Origin of the sequence: Paraburkholderia caffeinilytica, from assembly GCF_051027425.1 — a bacterium.
Classification (GTDB): Bacteria; Pseudomonadota; Gammaproteobacteria; order Burkholderiales; family Burkholderiaceae; genus Paraburkholderia; species Paraburkholderia caffeinilytica_A.
Genome location: NZ_CP186552.1, coordinates 3831317 through 3852984, shown reverse-complemented (window position 1 = coordinate 3852984; position 21668 = coordinate 3831317). Strand labels below are relative to the sequence as shown.

At 63.0% G+C, this 21668-nt stretch carries 20 protein-coding genes and 1 riboswitch; of the genes, 6 read left to right on the top strand and 14 right to left on the bottom strand.

The window, feature by feature from the left end; genetic code table 11:
* Window positions 1-42 precede the first annotated feature (42 nt).
* From ACOSV0_RS17045 to ACOSV0_RS17030, 4 genes are all read right to left on the bottom strand, one after another.
* The gene (locus ACOSV0_RS17045; protein WP_007180440.1) at window positions 43-276 is read right to left on the bottom strand and encodes a Fis family transcriptional regulator; all 234 of its coding nucleotides are present in this window, start codon (window positions 274-276) and stop codon (window positions 43-45) included.
* A complete protein-coding gene (dusB, locus tag ACOSV0_RS17040; RefSeq protein WP_434107295.1) occupies window positions 273-1340 on the bottom strand; it encodes a tRNA dihydrouridine synthase DusB in 1068 nt (355 codons plus the stop codon). The genes ACOSV0_RS17045 and dusB overlap by 4 nt, the downstream gene beginning before the upstream one ends.
* Before the next feature lie 250 nt (window positions 1341-1590).
* A complete protein-coding gene (locus tag ACOSV0_RS17035; protein WP_434107294.1) occupies window positions 1591-2862 on the bottom strand; it encodes a UbiH/UbiF/VisC/COQ6 family ubiquinone biosynthesis hydroxylase in 1272 nt (423 codons plus the stop codon).
* Between the two features lie 55 nt (window positions 2863-2917).
* Entirely contained in the window at window positions 2918-4324 is a 1407-nt protein-coding gene (locus ACOSV0_RS17030) for an aminopeptidase P N-terminal domain-containing protein (protein ID WP_434107293.1), read from the bottom strand.
* A 233-nt stretch (window positions 4325-4557) separates the two neighbouring features.
* Here ACOSV0_RS17030 and ACOSV0_RS17025 point away from each other — a divergent pair, with 233 nt between their 5' ends.
* Together ACOSV0_RS17025 and ACOSV0_RS17020 are read left to right on the top strand one after the other, a co-directional pair.
* Window positions 4558-5172: a glutathione S-transferase C-terminal domain-containing protein gene (locus tag ACOSV0_RS17025; protein WP_434107292.1), complete on the top strand. Its 615-nt coding sequence runs from the start codon at window positions 4558-4560 to the stop codon at window positions 5170-5172.
* Window positions 5173-5465: 293 nt separating this feature from the next.
* Window positions 5466-6224: a M48 family metallopeptidase gene (locus ACOSV0_RS17020; protein WP_434107291.1), complete on the top strand. Its 759-nt coding sequence runs from the start codon at window positions 5466-5468 to the stop codon at window positions 6222-6224.
* Window positions 6225-6360: 136 nt separating this feature from the next.
* Here ACOSV0_RS17020 and lnt read toward each other — a convergent pair whose 3' ends face one another.
* The 7 genes from lnt to ACOSV0_RS16985 all read right to left on the bottom strand — a co-directional run bounded on the left by lnt (window position 6361) and on the right by ACOSV0_RS16985 (window position 14305).
* Window positions 6361-8070: an apolipoprotein N-acyltransferase gene (gene lnt / locus ACOSV0_RS17015; RefSeq protein ID WP_434107290.1), complete on the bottom strand. Its 1710-nt coding sequence runs from the start codon at window positions 8068-8070 to the stop codon at window positions 6361-6363.
* 49 nt (window positions 8071-8119) lie between these two features.
* Complete coding sequence (locus tag ACOSV0_RS17010) at window positions 8120-9016, bottom strand: HlyC/CorC family transporter (RefSeq protein ID WP_434107289.1); 897 nt, start codon at window positions 9014-9016, stop codon at window positions 8120-8122.
* Between the two features lie 319 nt (window positions 9017-9335).
* Window positions 9336-10034 (bottom strand): gamma-glutamylcyclotransferase, encoded by a 699-nt coding sequence (locus ACOSV0_RS17005; RefSeq protein WP_434107287.1) that lies wholly within the window; start codon window positions 10032-10034, stop codon window positions 9336-9338.
* A gap of 27 nt (window positions 10035-10061) precedes the next feature.
* Complete coding sequence (gene ybeY, locus ACOSV0_RS17000; protein ID WP_434107286.1) at window positions 10062-10523, bottom strand: rRNA maturation RNase YbeY; 462 nt, start codon at window positions 10521-10523, stop codon at window positions 10062-10064.
* A 109-nt stretch (window positions 10524-10632) separates the two neighbouring features.
* Window positions 10633-11706 carry a PhoH family protein gene (locus ACOSV0_RS16995; RefSeq protein WP_434107285.1) on the bottom strand — a complete coding sequence of 358 codons (1074 nt, stop codon included), beginning with the start codon at window positions 11704-11706 and terminating at the stop codon, window positions 10633-10635.
* A gap of 46 nt (window positions 11707-11752) precedes the next feature.
* A complete protein-coding gene (miaB, locus tag ACOSV0_RS16990) occupies window positions 11753-13126 on the bottom strand; it encodes a tRNA (N6-isopentenyl adenosine(37)-C2)-methylthiotransferase MiaB (RefSeq protein ID WP_434107284.1) in 1374 nt (457 codons plus the stop codon).
* 195 nt (window positions 13127-13321) lie between these two features.
* The gene (locus tag ACOSV0_RS16985; protein ID WP_434107282.1) at window positions 13322-14305 is read right to left on the bottom strand and encodes a LysR family transcriptional regulator; all 984 of its coding nucleotides are present in this window, start codon (window positions 14303-14305) and stop codon (window positions 13322-13324) included.
* 114 nt (window positions 14306-14419) lie between these two features.
* Here ACOSV0_RS16985 and ACOSV0_RS16980 point away from each other — a divergent pair, with 114 nt between their 5' ends.
* The 4 genes from ACOSV0_RS16980 (at window position 14420) to ribB (ending at window position 18219) form a co-directional block, all read left to right on the top strand.
* Window positions 14420-14821 (top strand): VOC family protein, encoded by a 402-nt coding sequence (locus ACOSV0_RS16980; RefSeq protein WP_434107281.1) that lies wholly within the window; start codon window positions 14420-14422, stop codon window positions 14819-14821.
* 31 nt (window positions 14822-14852) lie between these two features.
* A complete protein-coding gene (locus ACOSV0_RS16975) occupies window positions 14853-16019 on the top strand; it encodes an MFS transporter (RefSeq protein ID WP_434107280.1) in 1167 nt (388 codons plus the stop codon).
* Window positions 16020-16289: 270 nt separating this feature from the next.
* Window positions 16290-16979: a helix-turn-helix domain-containing protein gene (locus ACOSV0_RS16970; RefSeq protein ID WP_434107278.1), complete on the top strand. Its 690-nt coding sequence runs from the start codon at window positions 16290-16292 to the stop codon at window positions 16977-16979.
* A 146-nt stretch (window positions 16980-17125) separates the two neighbouring features.
* Window positions 17126-17353, top strand: a riboswitch (FMN riboswitch).
* 146 nt (window positions 17354-17499) lie between these two features.
* Window positions 17500-18219 (top strand): 3,4-dihydroxy-2-butanone-4-phosphate synthase, encoded by a 720-nt coding sequence (gene ribB / locus ACOSV0_RS16965; RefSeq protein ID WP_434107277.1) that lies wholly within the window; start codon window positions 17500-17502, stop codon window positions 18217-18219.
* A 191-nt stretch (window positions 18220-18410) separates the two neighbouring features.
* On the opposite strand, the gene ACOSV0_RS16960 is transcribed toward ribB, so the two are convergent.
* The 3 genes from ACOSV0_RS16960 to glpK all read right to left on the bottom strand — a co-directional run bounded on the left by ACOSV0_RS16960 (window position 18411) and on the right by glpK (window position 21601).
* The gene (locus ACOSV0_RS16960; protein ID WP_434107275.1) at window positions 18411-19097 is read right to left on the bottom strand and encodes an HAD family hydrolase; all 687 of its coding nucleotides are present in this window, start codon (window positions 19095-19097) and stop codon (window positions 18411-18413) included.
* A gap of 198 nt (window positions 19098-19295) precedes the next feature.
* Window positions 19296-20009, bottom strand: a complete 714-nt coding sequence (locus ACOSV0_RS16955) for an MIP/aquaporin family protein (protein ID WP_434107274.1) — start codon at window positions 20007-20009, stop codon at window positions 19296-19298.
* Between the two features lie 92 nt (window positions 20010-20101).
* Window positions 20102-21601, bottom strand: coding sequence for a glycerol kinase GlpK (gene glpK / locus ACOSV0_RS16950; protein WP_434107273.1), 1500 nt, complete (start codon window positions 21599-21601; stop codon window positions 20102-20104).
* Window positions 21602-21668: the final 67 nt, after the last annotated feature.

Sequence of the window (21668 nt, the reverse complement as noted above, 5' to 3'; positions counted from 1 at the left end):
AGCCGAAGGGAAACGTGGCAGGGCGCCTGAAACTACAACGAACTACAACAAACCGTGCTGTTGCAGTTTCTTGCGCAGCGTATTGCGGTTGATGCCGAGATACTCGGCGGCCAGCGACTGGTTGCCGCCGGCCTGCTCGAGCACCACTTCGAGCAAGGGTTTTTCCACGCATGAAATAACCATGTCGTAGACGTCATGCGGATTGGAGCCGTCGAGGTCCTGGAAATACATTCCCAGGCTGTCGCGGACAGATTGTTCGATATTGTTCTTGCTCATGCTGCTAGTCGGTCGGTATGGTCCGGCTCGCCGTCGTTCTTGCTGAGCGTCTCGTCGACGTAGACGAGACGGTCGGAGATCGCCTTTTGGGCGTCGAAGAACTCGTTGACGGCGAGGAGTTGTTCGCGCGTGGTGTCCAGCGTATTCATGCGGTGCCGGAACACGTTGGCGCCAGAAAGGCCGCGAGTGTACCAGCCGATATGCTTGCGCGCAGTGCGTACGCCCGTAAATTCGCCATAGAACGCGTAGTGATCTTCGAGATGCTCGTTCATCACCTGCTGGATTTCGTCGATGCGCGGCGGCGGCAGCAACTCGCCCGTTTGCAGGAAATGCTCGATCTCGCGGAACAGCCACGGACGCCCCTGGGCGGCGCGGCCGATCATGATGGCGTCGGCGCCGGTGGCGGCGAGCACTTCACGGGCTTTTTGCGGCGAGGCGATGTCGCCATTGGCGACCACCGGAATGCGCACCGCCGCTTTGACGGCCGCGATGGTCTCGTATTCGGCGTCGCCGTGATACAGGTCGGCGCGCGTGCGGCCGTGCACGGTCAGCATGGCAATGCCGGCGGCTTCGGCCAGACGCGCGACCGTCAAAGCGTTCTTGTTGTCGCGATCCCAGCCGGTGCGGATCTTCAGCGTGACGGGCACCGCATCCGGCCCAGCGCCCACCGCGCCCACCACGGCCTCGACAATGCGCTGCACCAGCGGTTCGTTCTGCAGCAAGGCGGAACCCGCAGCCACGTTGCACACCTTCTTGGCCGGGCAGCCCATGTTGATGTCGATGATCTGCGCGCCGTTCGCCACGTTGTAGCGAGCGGCTTCGGCCATCATGGCCGGATCGGCGCCGGCGATCTGGACGGCGATCGGTTCGACCTCGCCCGTGTGGTTGGCACGGCGCATGGTTTTTTCGCTTTTCCACAACTGCGCGTTCGAGGCGACCATTTCCGACACCGCATAGCCCGCGCCCAGCCGTTTGCACAACTGCCGGAACGGCCGGTCGGTCACGCCGGCCATGGGGGCGACGAACAGGTTATTACGCAGATTGTGGGAGCCGAGAGTAGGCATGACTAGGACGCGCCTGCGACCGATTGTTCAAATTCTGTCAATCGGCGCATTCGCGAAATGCGAGGGAAAACCGCTATTTTAGCGTTAACAGATAGCCGGGACCTGACTTGCGTCTGTCGTAACTCATTAAATCTTCTATGAAAGTGGTCCGGTTCATAGAGTCGGCACCGCTCGCGCGGCTTTGTTTACGTGCCTGACGACGGTGCCTAAAAAGCTTGCAGAGGCTGTGGAACGCGAGCGGGCGGCGCGCTCAGCGGCGTTGGCCGAACATCATTTGCCGCGCCAGCGCAGTTTTCACCGGCGGCACGAATTCGAGCGCGGTGAGGGCGAGGCCGCGCAAGGTGGCGAGCGGCGGGAAGTCGACCGTGAAAAGGCGGGCGAGCGTGTCGGTCGCGCCGATTGTCAGGCGCCGGTCGAGCGCACGGCGTTGCGCGAACGTCGCCAGTGCGAGCGGGGTGGGGCCTTCCGCCGACAGGGCATCGACGAGCGCGTGCGCGTCGCGCAAGCCCAGATTCAGACCTTGGCCCGCCACGGGATGCAGCGTTTGCGCCGCGTTACCGATTGCGACGACATGGCCCTTCACGAGCGTATCGATCGCGTTGAGTCCCAGCGGGAACGACGCACGCCCCTTGATTTGCGTAAAGCTGCCCATGCGGCTGCCAAATGCGGCGCCAAGTTCGCGCAGGAACTCGTCGTCCGGGAGCTGCGCGCGTCGCGTGGCTTCTTCGGGTGAGCAGCACCAGACCAGCGCGTAATTCGCGCCGCGCACGCCGCCCATCGGCAGCAGCGCAATGGGTCCTTGCGACGTGAAGCGCTCCCAGGCCACATGCGGTTGCGGCGCGGACACCGTGACCGTACCGACCAGCGCGGTTTGCCCGTAATCGCGGGTGCCGACCTCGCCAGTGCGGCTGCCGGCTTTGCCGCTCGCGCCCTTATCCTTGTCATCGCCGAGCTTGCCGGTTTTCTGGTCGCCGAACAGGCCGCCTTCGGCACTCACCAGAATTCGCGTGCGCAGATTGCGTGTGACACCGGCGGTTTCGATCGGCAGCGTGACGCCGTCGAGGTCCTGAGTCGGCGCCGACGCGGAAGTGGAGCGGAACCAGTGCACGGACGTCGCATGAACCGCCTCGGCGAGGCCGTGCACGATCGCGCCATAGCGCAGGACATAGCCGAGCGCCGGCAAGCCGTGCTCGCTGTGATCGATCAGCGTGCGGCCGAAATGGCCGCGCTGCGACACGTGGATGCGCTGGATCGCGGTGGCCTCGGCAGGCCAGCTCAACGGTTCGAGGATCATCCGGCTGCCGTGCGACACGGCGATCGCGCGCGGATCGGCAATCGAATCTTCCGGCTCGCGCGCGTCGATCAGCGCGATCTTCAGCGCCTGCGTCGCGCTGCGTCGCGCCAGCCAGCCGGCAAGCGCCAGCCCGACCGGCCCGGCGCCGACGATCGTCACGTCGAAATCGAACGGATGGTCGGACGCGGCGGGTTTCAGAATCACCGTCGACTGGGAAACGTCGTTCATTGCGGGTTACTTCCTTGGGTTACTGCTTGAGTTGTTTCTGGGGTGACCGTCCGGGTCACTTGCCAACTGCCTGGGCTGCACGGGTTTGCTGCATCAGCGCTTCGATCTCGTCGGCCGCCACCGGGACCTCGCGTGTGATCAGTTCGCAACCGTCCGGCGTGACGATCGCGTCGTCCTCGATGCGGATCCCGATGTTCCAGTAGCGCTCGGGCACGCCCTCGGCCGGCCGGATATACAGCCCGGGCTCGATGGTCAGCGCCATCCCCACTTCTAGCGTGCGCCACGGCAGCGCGCCCGCTTCGTCGCGCGGGGCGCCGCGTTCGCGGTAGTCGCCGACGTCGTGCACGTCCATGCCGATCCAGTGGCCGGTACGGTGCATGTAGAACGGCGCATAGGCGCGCTCGGCGATCACGGCGTCGACCGAGGCGAATTTCGTGCGGTCGATGATGCCGGTGTCGAGCAGCCCTTGCGACAGCACGCGCAAGGCGGCTTGATGCGGATCGTCGAAGGTGGCGCCGGCGCGAGTCGCGTCGACGGCAGCCTGCTGCGCGGCCAGCACGATGTCGTACAGCTCGCGCTGCGCCGGCGTGAAGCGGCCGTTCGCCGGGAAAGTGCGGGTGATGTCGGACGCATAGCCGTCGAGTTCGCAGGCAGCGTCGATCAGGATCAGGTCGCCGTCCTGGGCAATCGCGTTGCCGGCCGGATAGTGCAGCACGCAGGCGTTGGCGCCCGCCGCGACGATCGAGGTGTAAGCCGGCGCCTGCGCGCCAAATTTGCGGAACGTGTAGAGCAGTTCGGCTTCGAGTTCGTACTCGCGCACGCCGGGGTGGCAGGCTGCCATGGCGCGGCGATGCGCTTGCGCGGAAATCTGTCCGGCGCGGCGCATGATGGCGAGTTCGTGCGCATCCTTGACGAGCCGCATGTCGTCGAGCAAGGGGATCAGGTCATGCGCGACGGTGGGGGCGGCGATACCGCCGCGGCTTTGTGCGCGCACGGCGTCGAGCCAGCCGCGCACCTGTTCGTCCAGTTCCGCCGACGTGCCGAGCGCATAGTGCAGCGACGGTTTGTCCGCCAGTATGCGCGGCAGTTGCGTATCGACTTCGCTCACGGCGAAGGCGGCGTCGAAGCCGAACGCCTCGCGCGCGCCATCCGGCCCGAACCGGAAACCTTCCCACGTTTCGCGCTCGACATTCTTCTCGCGGCAGAACAGGGTCGAAGCCGGCCCGCCAGGCGCTGCGCTTGCGTCGAGCACCAGCAACGCCTCGGGCTCGCTGAAGCCCGTCAGATAGTAGAAGTAGCTATCGTGCCGGTAGGGGTAGTCGGCGTCCCGGTTGCGCAGCTTTTCCGGAGCGGTGGGGACGATGGCGACGCCCCCGCCCGCTGCGCGCAGCGCGGCGAGTACGCGCTCGCGGCGCGTGCGGTAGACGTCGATGGCGATGGTAGGTTCGGTCGGCTGGTTCATCTTGCGATTGTAGCGCCCAATGCGGAGACTTATTTTGCACGGATACTGGCGGGGAAAGGTGGTCGCCTCGACCGCGTTAGCCATTCGGCCGGGTAGACGGCATGCTAGTGTCGCGGCAATGTTGCAATCCATCCACAGCAAGCATCCATGCGGCTTGCGAAGCGACTGCGCTGTGCTCGGGAATGCCGCCGACCACTTATACTTTCGCCGAATTCAAGAAAAGGCAGATGGTAATGATGAAACTCATCGGTTCGCTCGGCAGTCCGTTCGTGCGCAAAGCGCGAATCGTTCTGGCCGACAAGAAGATCGACTACGAACTCGTGCTCGAGAACGTCTGGGCGCCGGAGACCACGATTCACACCTTCAATCCGATCGGCAAGGTGCCGTGCCTCGTGATGGAAGACGGCGAAGCGGTGTTCGACTCGCGGGTGATCTGCGAATACGTGGATACGCTTTCACCGGTCGGCAAGCTGATTCCGCCGTCGGGCCGCGAGCGCGTGGAAGTGCGCTGCTGGGAGGCGCTCGCCGACGGCATCCTTGATGCCGCGGTGCTGATTCGCCTCGAAAGCACCCAGCGCACGCCCGAGCAGCGCGTGGACGCGTGGGTCGCGCGGCAGCAACGCAAGATCGACGAAGGCCTGATCGCCATGTCGCAAGGATTGGGCAGCAAGCCGTGGTGCACGGGCAATCACTACACGCTCGCGGACATCGCCGTGGGTTGCGCGCTGGGCTACCTCGATTTCCGCATGCCGGAATTGAACTGGCGCGAAGGGTATCCGAATCTGGATAAGCATTTCCAGAAGCTGTCGCTGCGTCAGTCGTTTATTGACACGGTGCCGGCGAATTAAGCGAAGTGCTCGTTGCCGGTCAACGGTGCGGTTGTCTGGAATCGCACCGTCAGCAATTTTCACTAAATTGCAAAATGATGTCACTAATGCTTTCATAAGCATAAACTTAAGCTTACGTTGTGGTAAAAATGCGCCTACCCGTCAGGCGCATTTTTTTGTCTGCCGCGTGGCGTAATGGTTTATGCAATCGACATACGCGGAGTTTTTCTCCCGTGATTTGCGGCCATTGCGAATGGGCGGTGCATTAAAACGCGCCGTCGATATTAATAACGTCCGCAAAAGAGACTTCCACCATGAAATCGTACCGCTTTGTCATTGCAGCTTCTGCCTGTGCGCTGTTTGCTGCGTGCGCGAACGTCAGCAACGTCAATCCGACCGCGTTGATCCAGTCCGGCCAGCAGGCCGCTCAGGCCGCCACACTCAGCGATGCTGACGTGCGTGCGCTGACCGACAAGTCGTGCGCGCAACTGGATAGTGAAAATCAGATTGCTGCCGCGAACAGCAAGTATCAGAAACGTCTGAACAAGATCGCCGCGCAACTGGGCAACAACATCAACGGCGTGCCGGTGAACTACAAGGTGTACATCACCAAGGACGTCAATGCATGGGCGATGGCCAACGGCTGCGTGCGCGTCTACAGCGGCCTGATGGACATGATGAACGACAACGAAGTGCGCGGCGTGGTCGGTCATGAAATGGGCCACGTTGCACTCGGCCATACGAAGAAGGCGATGCAGGTCGCGTATGCGACTTCGGCGGCGCGTTCGGTGGCATCGTCGGCGGGTGGCGTGGCGGGGGCGTTGTCGGGTTCACAACTCGGCGATTTCTCCGAGAAGCTGATTAACGCGCAGTTCTCGCAAACCCAGGAAAGCGCGGCCGACGATTATTCGTTCGATTTGCAGAAAAAGAAGAATCTCGATCCGTCGGGATTGGTGACGGCGTTCAACAAGCTCGCACAACTCGATGGCGGCAAGTCGAGTATGTTGAGTTCGCATCCGGCTTCACCGGCGCGCGCACAGCATATTCAACAGCGGATCGCATCGAATCAGTAAAGCCTGATTTTTTATAAGCGCGCGCTCGCGGTGTTCCGGAGCGCGCGTTTTTCTATTGGGCGGGTTTTGCGCTGCGATTCGTCGTAGCGCTTTCACGTATAAACGGCATGCGCGCAGTCACGCCGTTTATCGCGAGTTATTTCTTACCGTTTTGCCGCCGCGTAATCCCCGGCCCAAATGCAAACCCGAATGCCAGCAGCAATAACGAAACCGCCAGCACCGTGTTATTGCCGCTCGTCACATACGGCGTGCTGCCCGAGGTGCCTTGCACCGTCACATCGAGCGAGCCGATCGTGTACGGCGTCAATCGGCCGATTACCTTGCCGTTCGCATCGATCGCGGCGGTCATGCCGGTGTTGGTGGCGCGCAGCATCGGCCGGCCGGTTTCCAGCGAACGCATGCGTGCGATCTGCAGATGCTGATCCAGCGCGATCGTGTCGCCGAACCACGCCAGATTGGTCGAGTTGACCAGCACGCCTGCCGGCGTATCGCTCTCGCGGATGTTCCGCGCGATCTCCTCGCCGAAAATATCCTCGTAGCAAATGTCGACCGAGACCGGCTGGTTATGCACGATAAACGGCTTTTGCACCGGCGCGCCGCGCGCGAAATCGCCGAGCGGAATGCTCATCAGATTCACGAACCAGCGGAAGCCCCACGGCACGAATTCGCCGAACGGGACGAGATGGTGTTTGTCGTAGCGGAACACGTCACGCGTGCCCGGCGTCACGCCAAACAGGCTGTTCGTATAGTCGACCACCTGGCCTTCCGGCGTGATCGTGCCGCCAATCGCGCCGAACAGGATGGCGGTGCCGGTCGTATCCGAGAAGCTGCGCACCGCCGACGCGAACTGCGGCGGCAATTGCTGCGCGAGCACGGGAATGGCGGTTTCCGGCGTGACGATCAGGTCAGCCGGCTTCGACGTGATCATCTGCTGATACTGGTCGATCGCCGCGCGCATGCCCGCTACTTCGAACTTCATTTCCTGTTTGACGTTGCCTTGCAGGAGGCGCACCGTCAGCGGCGCGTTGGCGGGCAGGGTCCATTGCACGAGCGGCAGCAGCAGGCCGGCTGCGATCAACGCAAGCGCGATTCCGCCCGGCATGGCGATGCGCGCGGAGCCGCGCTGAGTTTCAGTGCCAGCATTGCCGCCGTCAGCGGTATCGGGCTGCCCGCGTGACGGCAGCAACGGCACCAGCGCTTGTACGATCAACGCCGCCACCAGGGCAAGCATCCAGCCGACGCCATACACGCCCGCTACCGGCGCAAATCCGGCGAACGGTCCGTCCACCTGCGCATAGCCGCTTGCGAGCCACGGGAAGCCGGTGAACACGGTGCCGCGCAACCATTCACCGACTGCCCACGCGCTCGCAAAAGCCAGCGCGCCGTGCCAGGTCGGCGAGAAAGGTTTGTCGGTGTCTGACGCGGCATTGCGTGCGTGACCGGCACAGAACGACCAGATGCCCGCAGCGAGCGCCGGATATACCGCCAGATATAGCGAAAACAGCACGACCGCCGCGCCCGCGAGCGGCGCGGCCATGCCGCCGTAGTCATGCATGCTGACGTACAGCCACCACACGCCGGTGACGTAGTTGCCGAAGCCGAACGCGCCACCGGTCAACGCGGCGCTTTTCCAGCCCGTCGTACGCGTGAGCCACGCAAAGAAGAACACGAAGATCACGAGTTCGAGCCAGCCGCCGTGCGGCGTCGGCGCGAACGACAGCGTGTTGGCCGCACCGGCGGCCAGCGCGACGAGGTAGTGCCAGCGGGGCAGGGCACGGCCGCGTGTTTCTCGGGCGGCAGTAACACTCACGCCGCGGCGCGAACGGGATGTAATCGGGTCGGCCATTGTTGCGCGGTCGGCGTGAGAAGTTGAAGAAGCGAAGAAAAGAAGCGGATCAGGTCTGCACGTGCTGTGCTTCGCGCTCGCGCTGGCCGGCGAGCGGGTCGCGGCGCACCAGCAGCATATGAATCTGGCGGGCGTCGCCGCGCAGAATCTCGAAGATCAGATCGTCGAGACGGACTTTTTCGCCACGATGCGGCACGCGGCCGAAATGATGCGTGACGAGACCGCCGATCGTATCGACTTCGTCGTCCGAATAATGCGTGCCGAAGGCCTCGTTGAACTGCTCGATTTCGGTGAGCGCGCGCACGCGGAAACGGCCGTCCGGCGAGGCAATGATGTTGCCGCTTTCCTCGTCGAAATCGTATTCGTCCTCGATATCGCCGACGATCTGTTCCAGCACGTCTTCGATCGTGATCAGGCCGGCCACGCCGCCGTATTCGTCGACCACCACCGCGAGGTGATTGCGATTCACGCGGAAGTCGTGCAGCAGCACGTTCAGGCGCTTGGACTCCGGAATGAAGACGGCCGGGCGCAGCATGCCGCGCACGTCGAATTCGTCTTCAGCGTAGTAGCGCAGCAGGTCTTTCGCGAGCAGCACGCCGATGATGTTGTCGCGGTTCCCTTCGAAGACCGGATAGCGCGAGTGCGCTTTTTCCAGCACGTAGGGGATGAATTCGGCGGGATTGTCCGCGATGTTGATCGCGTCCATTTGCGCGCGCGGCACCATGATGTCGCGTGCGCAGAGTTCGGACACCTGGAACACGCCCTCGATCATCGACAGCGAGTCGGCGTCGATCAGGTTGCGCTCGTGCGCGTCCTGCAGGATTTCCAGGAGCTCTGCGCGCGAGTCGGGCTCGGGCGAGATGAAGTCGGTCAAACGCTCGAGGAGTGAGCGTTTTTCCTGTGGTTTGTCGCTAGTTCGGTGTCGACTGGGATACGTGTCGTTCATGGTAGTGCGCCCGGCGAGACTGGGCGCGCTGTTGCAGAGCATTAAGGATACACCAGGCACATGGCAGGACCGTGTCCCGCCTGGCTGGGCGGTGAGTGAAGCAGTGATGAACCCGCCCGGCCGCGTGCGGTGGGCATGGGTCAATCCTAACTGATTACGCGGGGAAAAGCGTTTTCGAGCAAAAAAGTACGGATTGCGGTGCCGATGCGGGCGTGGCTGACTTTCTTTCGGGGCGTCCGTTCGGTGGCGGTTCGATGGCGTTTAGCCCCGGGAGGCTCGCGTAAACGGCAACTGGCGCGTCAGCGCGGTTCGCGGCTTATCACACCGCCCCCTGGCTCGTTTGCTGGTCAGCTTCACGACCGGCCTCGCGGCAACGCTCGAGCAGCGCTTCCAGCGCGCGATCCGGCATGCCGCTTTCGCGCAGGGCATGAACGGTGCGGCTGACGTAATCGAGCGTCGTACCGTAGCGGCCGCTCGCGCAGCCGAACACGGTTTTGACGACCTCGTCGCGCAACTTGCCGGTGTAGGTCGGCACATCGCGCCGCATCACGAATGCGAGCGCGTCGACGCGACGGCCGTCGGCGAGCACGCAGGGCAGCCACGCCGGGCGGTACGAACCCATCGGCATTTCACGGCGCCACAGCGCTTCCAGATGCGGCATCGCACCCTCGGCAGCGAGGCGGAAGGCGATGCCGGAGCACGAACCGCCGCGATCGAGCGCAAGGACGAGCCCGGGTTGCTCAGGGGTGCCGCGGTTCACACGCGACCACAGATATAGACCGCGATGATAGCCATGCACTTTCGACCGCGCCGCTTCGACGGTGGGCAGGCCGGGATTCCAGATCAGCGAACCATAGCCGAACAGCCACAGATCGCTCGTGCGGTCCCAGTCGCGCAACGTGCGTTCAAGCGACGCGCGCAACTCATCTTCCGTCAGCAGCCGCGGCTCACCGAGCGAGGGTGGATAGCCCGGACACGGCGTGCTTTGGGTATCGGCTTCAGGGGACGAGGTGCTCACGATGGTTTCTGACGGTGATGGCAAAGACTATTGATAAGGATCCGGGAAACCGAGCTTGCCGAGGATTTCCGTTTCGATCGCTTCCATTTCCTCGGCTTCTTCCTCGACCTCGTGGTCGTAGCCTTGTGCGTGGAGGGTGCCGTGCACCAGCAGATGCGCGTAGTGCGCGAGGAGCGGCTTGCCCTGCTCGGCGGCTTCCTTTTCCACCACCGGACAGCACAGGATCAGGTCGCCCGTTACCGGATCGTCTTCCGATTCGGCGTAGGAAAACGTCAGTACGTTGGTCGAATAATCCTTGCCGCGATAGGTGCGGTTCAGCGTGCGGCCTTCTTCGGCGTCGACGAAACGCACGGTCAGCTCACCGTCTGCGAAGAGCGCCGCCTTGATCCAGCCGGCTACGGTAGCGCGCGGCAGCAGCGCCTTGTGTTCGGGCCAGGCCTTGGCGGCGGGGAATTGCAGATTCAACGTCAGTTTCGGTGCGCGGCTCATGCGGTGTCGATGTGTTGCTTGGGTTGTTGCGGCAAATCCAGCGGAATTCAACGCCAATTTGCGACGCAAATCAGCGTCGCGAATCAGCGTCGCGAATCAGCGTCGCAAATCAGCGGGAATCCGCCGGACTGGCGGCTTTCTGCGAATGCGCATCGTACGCCTCCACAATTCGCGCGACCAGCGGATGCCGCACCACGTCCGCGCTGGTGAAGCGTGTGAGCGCAATGCCTCGCACATCCGCGAGCACCTGCTGCGCTTCGATCAGCCCGCTCTTGTGACCACGCGGCAAGTCGACCTGGGTCGTATCGCCGGTGACCACCGCCTTCGAGCCGAAGCCGATCCGCGTGAGGAACATCTTCATCTGTTCGGGCGTGGTGTTCTGCGCCTCGTCGAGGATGATGAACGCGTGATTCAGCGTACGGCCGCGCATGTACGCGAGCGGCGCGATTTCGATCATCTGCCGCTCGAACATCTTGGCGGTTTTGTCGAAGCCGAGCAGGTCGTACAGCGCGTCATACAACGGACGCAGATACGGGTCCACCTTCTGTGCCAGATCGCCTGGCAAAAAGCCGAGCCGCTCGCCCGCTTCGACGGCCGGACGTGTCAGCACGATGCGTTTGACCTGATCGCGCTCCAGGGCGTCCACCGCGCAAGCCACGGCGAGATAGGTCTTGCCTGTCCCCGCCGGGCCAATGCCGAACGTCACGTCGTGCGAAATGATCTGCTTCAGATATTCGCGTTGCATCGGCGTGCGGCCGCGCAGATCGGCGCGGCGTGTGTACAGCTTCGGGCCGAGTTCTTCGAGGTCCTCGTCGTTGCTGTCGGCGGGCTGGTCGAACGGATGATCGGGATTGCCCGGAAAGCGCGGGTCCAGCGCTTCCGTGCCATGGCCGTTGCCGTTCGTGCGACGGCGCGCCGGCTGGCGCACTTCAACGAGCGCGAGCTGGATATCGTCGACCGACAGTGGCTTCTGCGAGTTGTCGTAGAACCTTTCGAGCGCGGTGAGCGCGAGTTTCGCGCCGCGCCCGCGAATCGTGATGCGGTGGCCACGGCGTTGCAGCGTCACGTCGAGCGCCTGCTCGATCTGCCGCAGATTTTCGTCGAGCGGTCCGCAGAGGTTGGCGAGCCGCGCGTTGTCGTCGCGCGGTGCGGTGAATTCCAGATGCTGCTGAGTGGTCTTCAAGGCGGAGGATCGATCCTGTCGGGTTCGTGACGCTGGCTGGCGTCGCTCAGTGGGTGGTTGCGGGCGCGTCGTCGTGCACCAGCACGAGCTCGCCACGTAACGAATGTGGGTACGCATGGACGATTTTCACGTCCACCATCTGACCGATCAGCCGCGCGTGCGACGCGATCGGCGCCGGGAAATTCACCACGCGGTTGTTCTCGGTACGGCCCGCGAGTTCGTTCGGGTCTTTGCGCGCCGGGCGCTCGACCAGAATCCGCTCGACTTTGCCGACCATCGAATCGCTGATGCGCTGCACGTTTTCTTCGATCGTAGCCTGCAGATGGTACAGACGCTTGAGTTTCACTTCGTGCGGCGTGTCGTCGTGCAGATTCGCGGCCGGCGTGCCGGGACGCGGGCTGTAGACGAACGAGAAACTGGTGTCGTACTTCATCTCGTGGACCAGCGCCATCATCTTGTCGAAGTCTTCTTCCGTTTCGCCGGGGAAGCCGACGATCATGTCGGTCGACAAAGACAGATCAGGACGGATCGCACGCAGCTTGCGGATCACCGACTTGTATTCGAGCACGGTGTAGCCGCGCTTCATCGCCATCAGGATGCGGTCGGAGCCGTGCTGCACCGGCAGATGCAGGTGGCTGACGAGCTTCGGCACCTTGGCGTAGGTGTCGATCAGGCGCTGCGTGAATTCCTTCGGATGCGACGTGGTGTAGCGAATCCGTTCGATGCCGGGAATATCCGCGACGTATTCGATCAACTGGGCGAAGTCGGCGATTTCCGACGAGCCAAGCGTGATGCCGGCGCGGTAAGCATTCACGTTCTGGCCGAGCAGCGTAACTTCGCGCACGCCCTGGTCGGCGAGGCCAGCGATTTCGGTCAGCACGTCGTCCAGCGGACGCGACACTTCCTCACCGCGCGTGTACGGCACGACGCAGTAGCTGCAGTATTTGCTGCACCCTTCCATGATCGACACGAACGCGCTTGCGCCATCGACGCGCGCCGGCGGCAGGTGATCGAACTTTTCGATTTCCGGGAACGAGATGTCGACCTGAGCGCGGCCGCTTTCGCGGCGCTTGTCGATCATTTGCGGCAGACGGTGCAGCGTTTGCGGACCGAATACCAGATCGACATACGGTGCGCGCGCCACGATGGATGCGCCTTCCTGGCTCGCCACGCAACCGCCCACGCCGATGATCAGATTCGGGTTCGCTTCTTTCAATTCGCGCACACGGCCGAGTTCGGAGAAGACTTTCTCCTGCGCTTTTTCGCGCACCGAGCAGGTATTGAAGAGAATGACGTCCGCATCATCCGGCGTGTCGGTCTTGACGAGCCCTTCAGCCGCGCCGAGTACGTCGACCATTTTGTCGGAGTCGTACTCGTTCATCTGGCAGCCGTAGGTCTTTACATAAACTTTCTTGGTCATCGATTTTCGCCGGTCGCAGTGGTTAACCTGGGGGCGTCATTTAAAAGGTGAAGAGGGTGAAAACGTGCGGAAGGGCCGCCGGGCGGCGCTTGGGGACGGTTTGGGCTCCCGCTTGTGCCCTGCTTGTCCCTGCTCGTGTCCCGTTCAGGTCCATTGGGATCCGCTTTCAACGCACGCTTGCAGCGTAGCTCAATATTATAGCCCTTCACCGGATGCGGTTTCCGCCGCGGCGATTGCGCGAGGACGCTCCGGCGGCAAGCCCAGCAGGCCTTCCAGTTCGTCCGACACCTGCGCGAAGCGCTCGCTCAGAAAGTCCAGCAGCACCCGCACGCGCGGCGCCATAAAGCGGTTGCGATGGTAGAGCGCATGCAGCGGCGCGTCCGGGTAGCGCCATTCGGGCAGCAGAATTTTCAGGCAGTCGCCGCGCAAGTCCGCTTCCACGTCCCACATCGATTTGATGACGATGCCGTAGCCGCGCCGCGCCCATTCGCGGGCCACGGCGCCGTCGTTCGTCTCGCGAGCGGTGTCGAGCGGCACGGTGTAGTGCTGCACTTCATCGCCGCGTGTAAAGCGCCACTCGTTGGCCGGGCCCGACGCGGTGCCGAGCACGATGCAATCGAAATTCGCCAGATCGCGCGGGTCTTTCGGCTCGCCCTTGCGCGCGATGTAGTCCGGCGACGCGCACAGCACACGCCGGTTCGGCGCGAGCTTGCGGGCCACCAGCGAACTGTCCTGCGGCACGCCGAAGCGGATCGCCAGATCGATGTCTTCCTGCACCAGATTCGATAGCGAGTCCGACAGCGTCAGCGCGAACGTGACTTCCGGGTAAAGCGCGTTGAACTCGTCGAGCCAATGCATCAGCAGATTGCGGCCGAAGTCCGAGGTCGCGGAGATGCGCACCTTGCCGCGCACCACGCCCTGGCCGGCCTGCAGCGCCGCTTCGGCGTCGTCGAGCGACTGCAGCGCCTGGCGGCAGCAGTTCAGGTAGAGGCGGCCTTCGTCCGTAAGCCTGAGCTGGCGGGTGGTGCGCTCGAACAGGCGTGCTTTCAGGCCGGCTTCGAGCTTGGCCAGCCGCGCGCTGGCGGCGGCCGGCGTCAGGCCCATCTTGCGGCCTGCCGCCGAAAGACTGCCCTGCTGCGCCGCTTCAACGAACAGGCGGATATCACCGAGGTTGTCCATCGCGATCTTTCAAAAGAATTTGAAAATGATTCAAATGCTACGCCAATTATCAAATTGACGTGTTCCGCTCACAATGCACTCCTCGTAAACCCTTTGTGCTCTGTGAGCCAGGCCATGCAACTCGATCACGCAACGATCGTCACCGCCGACCTCGACGCCGCCCGGCGTTTCTTCGTCGATATCGTCGGGCTGATGGACGGCGCGCGACCGCCGTTTTCGATCGACGGCTACTGGCTGTATGCCAACGGCCGCCCGGTCATTCATCTGATCGATGCAACGATGCCCGCCGCAGCGGGCAGGGCGACGCCACGCATCGACCATATCGCCTTCCGGCTGGAGAGCGCCGACGAATGGCAGGCGCTCTTGCAGCGCCTGCAGGCGGCGGACATGCCTTATCAGCTCGCCGATGTGCCGCAGATGGGACCGCAGCCGGCCGAATTACAGCTGTTCGTCGCGCTCGCACCTGGCGTGGTCATCGAATTCGTGACGGCGCGGCGTCACGCCCACCGTAGCTAACACGCTCAACTTTAGAACCTGGAGTAGAAAAATGCCCATTCCATTACTGGCGCTGGCGATCAGCGCTTTCGCGATCGGTACGACCGAGTTCGTGATCATGGGTTTGCTGCCCGAGGTCGCGCGCGATCTGTCGGTGTCGATTCCGTCGGCCGGTTTGCTGGTGAGCGGTTATGCGCTCGGCGTCGCCGTCGGCGCGCCGCTGCTCGCGGTGGTCACCAGCAAGATGCCGCGCAAGCTCGCGTTGCAACTGCTGATGGGCGTGTTCATCGTCGGCAATACGCTGTGCGCGATCGCATCGGACTACTCGGTGCTGATGATCGCGCGCGTGGTGACGTCGTTCGCGCACGGGTCCTTCTTCGGCATCGGCGCGGTGGTGGCGGCTTCGCTCGTGCCGGCTGAAAAGCGCGCCAGCGCGATTGCGCTGATGTTCACCGGCTTGACGCTGGCGAATGTGCTCGGCGTGCCGTTCGGGACTTTCGTCGGCCAGGAATTCGGCTGGCGTGCGGCATTCTGGATTGTCAGTGCGTTCGGTGTGCTGTCGCTGGCGGGCGTGTCGCTGCTGGTGCCGAATCGTCACGATTCCGGCCCGGTCGGGCTGGGCCACGAAGTACGCGTGTTGAAGGACCCGCAAGTCTGGACCGCGCTCGCGATGACGGTGCTCGGCTTCGGCGGCGTGTTCGTCGTGTTCACCTATATCGCGCCGATTCTCGAGCAGGTCAGCGGTTTCTCGCCGCGTGGCGTGACGCTGATTCTGGTGCTGTTCGGCATTGGCCTGACGATCGGCAATACCGTGGGCGGCAAGCTCGCGGATCGTGCGCTGATGCCTTCGCTGATGGGCATTCTGGTGGCGCTCGCGGTGGTGATGGCGATCTTCGCGCGTACCAGTCATTCGCAGGTGGCCGCGGCGATTACCATTTTCGTGTGGGGCATTGCGGCGTTCGCGACCGTGCCGCCGTTGCAGATGCGTGTGGTCGAGAAGGCCGCCGCTGCGCCGAATCTGGCTTCGACGCTGAACATCGGTGCATTCAATGTGGGTAATGCAGGCGGCGCGTGGCTCGGTGGCCTGGTGATCAATCACGGCCATTCGCTCGATACGCTGCCGTGGGTTGCGGCGGCGGTCAGCGTGGTGGCGTTGCTGCTCACGTGGTTCGCGTCGAGGATGGATGCGCCTGCGGCGGTCGTCGCGCAGCGCGCCTGAGCGTGCCTGCCTGCATGTGCCTGCATGTGCCTACGTGGGTGCGAGGGCACCTGATCTCCCCGGATGCATGTGCTCGAGTGCTTGCACGCGCTCGGGCACATCCGGGCCCGAACCCGCCCATATGAAAAATTCGCACAAGCTTTGCGAGAATCGTCCTCCGCAATACTGATAACAGTGTGAAGATAACTTCGTTGGGCGCGGTGGGGCGCGATGCTATCTTGCTTCCACTAACCGCTTGCCCGCCGTCCGGCGGCGCTACTGGAGGCAATCATGCATTCCCCGCTTGCGCTGGTTCGCGATCCCACGGCTGACACCGATGCGTCGCCGCGTGCCGCCGAACCCTTCGATGCTCTTGAACATCTGGTCGGCGTGAACCTCGCCCGTTTGCGCGCCGAGCGTCAACTTTCGCTCGACGCTCTGGCTCGTGCTTCCGGCGTCTCACGAGCGATGCTCGCGCAGATCGAGTCGGCGCGCAGCGTGCCGTCCATCAAGGTGCTATGCAAGGTGGCAGCGGCGTTGAAGGTATCGGTGGCGGCGTTCTTGCGGCGTCACGCGACCAACGGTTTCGAGCATTTGCCGGCGGAGCGTTCGTCGCGGCTCGTCAGTTCGAACGGGCGCTACTCGGCGCGGCCGCTTTATCCCGATGCCGAGCCGACCGCCGCCGAGTTTCACGAGTTGCGTATCGCGCCGTTGCATACCGAGGCCGGCACGCGCCGCGCGCCGGGCACCACGGTGAATCTGGTGGTGAGCGAAGGCACGCTGGAAGTCAGCGTGCACGATCAACGTCAATTGCTGGCCACGGGCGATGCGATCGTGTTCGACGCCGATCAGCCGCACAGTCTGCGCAATCCCGGCGACACCGAAGCGCGCGCGTTTCGCGTGACGCTGAAGGCGGAAACGCCGCCGCGCTGGGATGTACCTGCGTCGCACGATTTGACAAGGCATGCCGCGCCAGTCTGACGAACACCGTTTTCAGGCGGATGGACTGCTAGCACCGGTTGTGAAGATCGGCTGTAAAGCAGGGATGTCCGTCTAATCAGTAGGGGTTGCGCTGCAGGTCCCGCGCGACTGTTGTATCCTTTGCCAGCCGGTCGATCCGGTAATCAGTGCGTCTTCAGGGCGGGGCGAAATTCCCCACCGGCGGTATGCCGGCAGCGCGAAAGCGTCAGCCGGTGAGCCCGCGAGCGCCCGTGTCGTCAATGTGGTTGTTCGCGCAACTACGTTGCATGGGATCAGAGTAAGTGCTTTGCGCTAACTCTGACCGGCACACGGGGTCAGCAGATCTGGTGAGAAGCCAGAGCCGACGGTTAGAGTCCGGATGGAAGAAGATGTGCAGATAGTCATGTTCGTTTCCGTGACGCCGCCAGAGGTTCGGGCGGTGCGCGAGCGCCGCTTTGTGCGGCGTTCAACGGCGCGTCTTTGCCTGTTTGCAATGCCCTGAAACGTTTTTCGCCCAACTTTTGCGATGAGCGTTTCAACTATGTCCTTTGCTACTTTTCCTGCTCCGTCGGTGATTGCGGATAGCGCATCACTTGACCTCCCCCTGCTCGCCACCGAGCCCGTTCCGCCGCGTATCGCCGCCGCCTTGCAAGCCATGCGCGATGGCCGCGCCGTCGTCCTGCAAGACGATCACGACCGTGAGAACGAAGCCGATCTGATCGTTTCCGCCGAGCGTCTTTCCGTCGAAACCATGGCCTTGCTGATCCGCGAATGCAGCGGCATCGTCTGCCTGTGCCTGCCCGACGAGAAGATCCGCGCGCTCGAGCTGCCGCCGATGGCTGTCAACAACGAAAGCCGTCATGGCACGGCGTTCACGGTCTCGATCGAAGCGCGCGATGGCGTGACGACCGGTGTGTCCGCACTCGATCGCGTGACGACGATTCGCGCGGCCATCAGCGATACGGCGAAGCCTGCCGACATCGTGCGCCCCGGTCACGTGTTTCCGCTGCGTGCGCAACCGGGCGGCGTGCTCGCGCGCCGCGGCCACACCGAAGGCACGGTCGATCTGGCGATTCTCGCGGGTCTGAAACCGGCCGGCGTGCTGTGCGAGCTAATGAACGCGGACGGCACGATGACGCGCGGCGCGGATGTGGAGCGCTTCGCCGCGCAACACAATCTGCCGATTCTGACGATCGCCGAGCTGGTGGAATTCCGTCAGGCGCTGGCGACGGCGCGCGAATGCGTGGCCGACGAGGCGTGATGCGTTGAGCCGTGTCGCGCGGGGTGATTTGTTGGCGGACGTTTTGTCTTGAGACGACCGTAGCGTATGCCCGCGCGAACTTCATGCATTCTCATGCGTTTGAAAAAAAGCCGGCTTCGATGAACTGCCCCCAGCCGTCCGGCAATTTGGGGTGCAGTTCATCGAAGCCGGCTTTCTTATTGCGGTGTCCGTTAAGACTGCACGTCGCCGAATTCGCCTCGCATACCGGCTTCAACCAGTCCCGGCAGCTCGTCCATGTGCATCATGATGCGTGTCATGCCCATTTTGCGCAGCGCATCTGCGTAACCATCGGGGATATGGCTCGCGCCGACGAAGGCAATCGTCTTCATGCCCGCCGCACGCGCCGCATTCAACCCGGCCACGCTATCTTCCACGACGATGCATCGCGCCGGTTCCACGCCTAGCGTCTTTGCCGCGAACAGATACACGTCCGGATAGGGCTTTGGCCGCGCCACCTGTTCGGCGCTGAAAATCCGCTCGCCGAAAATCTGCTGCAAGCCCGCGCGCCGCACCGACGCATGCACGCGCGCCATCCGGCTGTTCGACACGACCGCGGCCGGTAGTGTCACGCGTTGCAGGGCGTCGCGCACGCCGTTGATCGGGCTGAGCGATGCCGCGAGCGCGAGTTCGACATTGTGTTCGATCGTGTTGAAGAAATCGGCGGGCAGCGTGATATCGAACGACTTCTCGATGCCTTCGAGAAAGCGCGAGGTCTGCTGGCCGAACGCCGTTTTGACGGTTGGTTCGAAATCGAGGCCGGGGAAAGCGGCGGACAGCGTTTCGAGCAACACGCGGTCAGCGATGATTTCGCTGTCGACGAGCACGCCGTCGCAGTCACAGATGAGGTGGTCGATCATGCTTTAAAACGGAAAGCGAGAGGCACGCGAGCAAGACAGTTGCAAGCTCATGCGCGGAGATTGAAAGCATCATGATACGTGCTTTGGCGCCGCGTGCGCGGCGCCATCGCTTTCCGTCGACGCTTATTTGCGCCTTGAGCGTGCTTTGAGTTGGGCCTTAACTGGCCCCTGTATGCGCGCCCTACGTGTGCTGCAAGATCAATGCGCGTGCAGGTACAGATACAGACCCGTTGCCAGCGCACCGCCCATCAGCGGACCGCACACCGGAATCCACGAATAACGCCAGTCGCTGTCGCGCTTGCCCGGAATCGGCAGCAACGCATGCATCAGACGCGGCGACAGATCGCGCGCCGGGCTCATCGCGTAACCGGTCGGGCCACCGAGCGAAATACCGATGCCGAGCACCAGCAGGCCGACCGGTAGCGCGTCGAGCGCGCCGAGGCCAACTTGCGGCGAAGCCAGATACAGCACGCCGAGAATCAGCACGAAGGTTGCGATCATTTCGGTGAGCAGGTTATGCGGCACGCTGCGAATGGCCGGCGACGTGCAGAACACGCCGAGCTTCACGTCGGCGTCGCCTTCCTTGTTGAAGTGCTGACGATACGCGAGCCACACAAGCAGGGCGCCCGCCATCCCGCCGAGCATCTGCGCCGCGACGTAGCCCGGCACTTTGGCCCACGCAAATTTCCCTGCCAGCGCAAGACTGACCGTCACGACAGGATTCAGGTGCGCACCGCTGTACGATGCCGTGACGTACACGGCGACGAACACGGCCATCGCCCAGCCCATCACGATCACAATCAGGTCGGCGCCTTTGCCTTTGGTGCGCGCGAGCAGTACGTTGGCGACTGCGCCGTTGCCGAGCAGCACCAACAGCGCGGTGCCGATGAATTCCGCAATGTAAGGAGACATGATTTGGTATCCGAAATATAGTTATTAGGGAAGCCGCAAAATAAGCGGCTTCGTTATGTCGAAAGGTGTTTTATGGAACGGATCGAAAGCAATCAGGGCGTGTCGGCCCAGGCCTTCGCGGCACGGATCGCGCGCTGCCAGCCGTCGAGGCATTCCTTGACGTCGGCGTGCGGCAGGGCCGGCGTGAAGCGGCGATCGAGCGCCCACTGGCTTTGCAGTTCGTCCACGTCTTTCCAGTAGCCGACCGCGAGACCGGCCAGATACGCCGCACCCAGGGCGGTCGTTTCCGATACCTTCGGCCGCACGGCGTCGACACCGAGAATGTCTGCCTGGAACTGCATCAGCAGATTGTTCGCACAAGCGCCGCCGTCCACACGCAATTCGCCGATGCGGATGCCGGAGTCGGCTTCCATTGCCTTCAGCACGTCGAGCGATTGATAGGCGATCGAGTCGAGTGCGGCGCGGGCGATATGCGCCGAGCTCGTGCCGCGCGTCACGCCGAACAGCGTGCCACGAGCGCGGGCATTCCAGTGCGGCGCACCGAGACCTGCAAACGCGGGCACCAGATACACGCCGTCGCTATGCGGCACGCTGCGCGCCATTGTTTCGATTTCAGCGGCGTTCTTGATGATGCCGAGGCCGTCGCGCAGCCATTGCACCACCGCGCCGCCGATGAAAATACTGCCTTCGAGCGCGTAGTTGATCTGGTCGCCGATCTGCCACGCGATGGTGGTGACGAGATTGTTCTTCGATTCGATCGGCTTGTCGCCCGTGTTCATTACGAGGAAGCAACCGGTGCCGTAGGTGTTTTTCACCATGCCCGACTGCGTGCACATCTGGCCGAACAGGGCCGCGTGCTGATCGCCGGCAATGCCCGCGAGCGGAATCTTGGAGGCGAACACGGTGGTCTTGGTCGGCCCGTACACTTCCGACGATGCACGCACTTCCGGCAGCATATTGCGCGGAATGTCGAGCGCTTCGAGCAGTTCGTCGTCCCACTTCAGCGTGTGGATGTTGAACAGCATCGTGCGCGACGCGTTGGTGACATCGGTGACGTGCAGGCCGCCCTTGGTGAAATTCCACACGAGCCAGCTATCCACCGTGCCGAAGGCAAGGCGGCCTTGCTTCGCTTTTTCGCGTGCGCCTTCGACGTTGTCGAGAATCCAGCGGATCTTGGTTGCCGAGAAGTACGAATCGATCGGCAGACCGGTTTTCGCGCGGACTTTCTCGTCGAGACCTTGCTCTTTCAGCTGATCGCAGAAGTCGGCCGTGCGGCGGTCCTGCCAGACGATCGCGTTATAGATCGGATGGCCGGTCTCGCGGTCCCACACGATGGTGGTCTCGCGCTGATTGGTAATGCCGATCGCGGCGATCGACGTGCCGTTCATGCCGGCCCGCGTGACCGCTTCTGCGGCGACACCGGCCTGCGTCGACCAGATTTCCTGCGGGTCGTGCTCGACCCAACCCGGACGCGGATAGATTTGCTGAAATTCTTTCTGAGCGGTCGACACGACGTTACCGAGCCGGTCGAACAGCATCGCGCGGGAGCTGGTGGTGCCTTGGTCAAGCGCGAGGATGTACTGATCCTGCATTGTCTCTTCTCCATGTGTTTTATGAATCGCCGGATTGCTGACCGGCGACGGGAACGGCGTGTTGTTT

Excerpts from the sequence above, each read along its gene's own strand:
- ACOSV0_RS17045 (WP_007180440.1), bottom strand. The coding sequence starts at position 276 with ATGAGCAAGAACAATATCGAACAATCTGTCCGCGACAGCCTGGGAATG.
- dusB (WP_434107295.1), bottom strand. The coding sequence starts at position 1,340 with ATGCCTACTCTCGGCTCCCACAATCTGCGTAATAACCTGTTCGTCGCC.
- ACOSV0_RS17035 (WP_434107294.1), bottom strand. The coding sequence starts at position 2,862 with ATGAACGACGTTTCCCAGTCGACGGTGATTCTGAAACCCGCCGCGTCC.
- ACOSV0_RS17030 (WP_434107293.1), bottom strand. The coding sequence starts at position 4,324 with ATGAACCAGCCGACCGAACCTACCATCGCCATCGACGTCTACCGCACG.
- ACOSV0_RS17025 (WP_434107292.1), top strand. The coding sequence starts at position 4,558 with ATGATGAAACTCATCGGTTCGCTCGGCAGTCCGTTCGTGCGCAAAGCG.
- ACOSV0_RS17020 (WP_434107291.1), top strand. The coding sequence starts at position 5,466 with ATGAAATCGTACCGCTTTGTCATTGCAGCTTCTGCCTGTGCGCTGTTT.
- lnt (WP_434107290.1), bottom strand. The coding sequence starts at position 8,070 with ATGGCCGACCCGATTACATCCCGTTCGCGCCGCGGCGTGAGTGTTACT.
- ACOSV0_RS17010 (WP_434107289.1), bottom strand. The coding sequence starts at position 9,016 with ATGAACGACACGTATCCCAGTCGACACCGAACTAGCGACAAACCACAG.
- ybeY (WP_434107286.1), bottom strand. The coding sequence starts at position 10,523 with ATGAGCCGCGCACCGAAACTGACGTTGAATCTGCAATTCCCCGCCGCC.
- miaB (WP_434107284.1), bottom strand. The coding sequence starts at position 13,126 with ATGACCAAGAAAGTTTATGTAAAGACCTACGGCTGCCAGATGAACGAG.
- ACOSV0_RS16985 (WP_434107282.1), bottom strand. The coding sequence starts at position 14,305 with ATGGACAACCTCGGTGATATCCGCCTGTTCGTTGAAGCGGCGCAGCAG.
- ACOSV0_RS16980 (WP_434107281.1), top strand. The coding sequence starts at position 14,420 with ATGCAACTCGATCACGCAACGATCGTCACCGCCGACCTCGACGCCGCC.
- ACOSV0_RS16975 (WP_434107280.1), top strand. The coding sequence starts at position 14,853 with ATGCCCATTCCATTACTGGCGCTGGCGATCAGCGCTTTCGCGATCGGT.
- ACOSV0_RS16970 (WP_434107278.1), top strand. The coding sequence starts at position 16,290 with ATGCATTCCCCGCTTGCGCTGGTTCGCGATCCCACGGCTGACACCGAT.
- ribB (WP_434107277.1), top strand. The coding sequence starts at position 17,500 with ATGTCCTTTGCTACTTTTCCTGCTCCGTCGGTGATTGCGGATAGCGCA.
- ACOSV0_RS16960 (WP_434107275.1), bottom strand. The coding sequence starts at position 19,097 with ATGATCGACCACCTCATCTGTGACTGCGACGGCGTGCTCGTCGACAGC.
- ACOSV0_RS16955 (WP_434107274.1), bottom strand. The coding sequence starts at position 20,009 with ATGTCTCCTTACATTGCGGAATTCATCGGCACCGCGCTGTTGGTGCTG.
- glpK (WP_434107273.1), bottom strand. The coding sequence starts at position 21,601 with ATGCAGGATCAGTACATCCTCGCGCTTGACCAAGGCACCACCAGCTCC.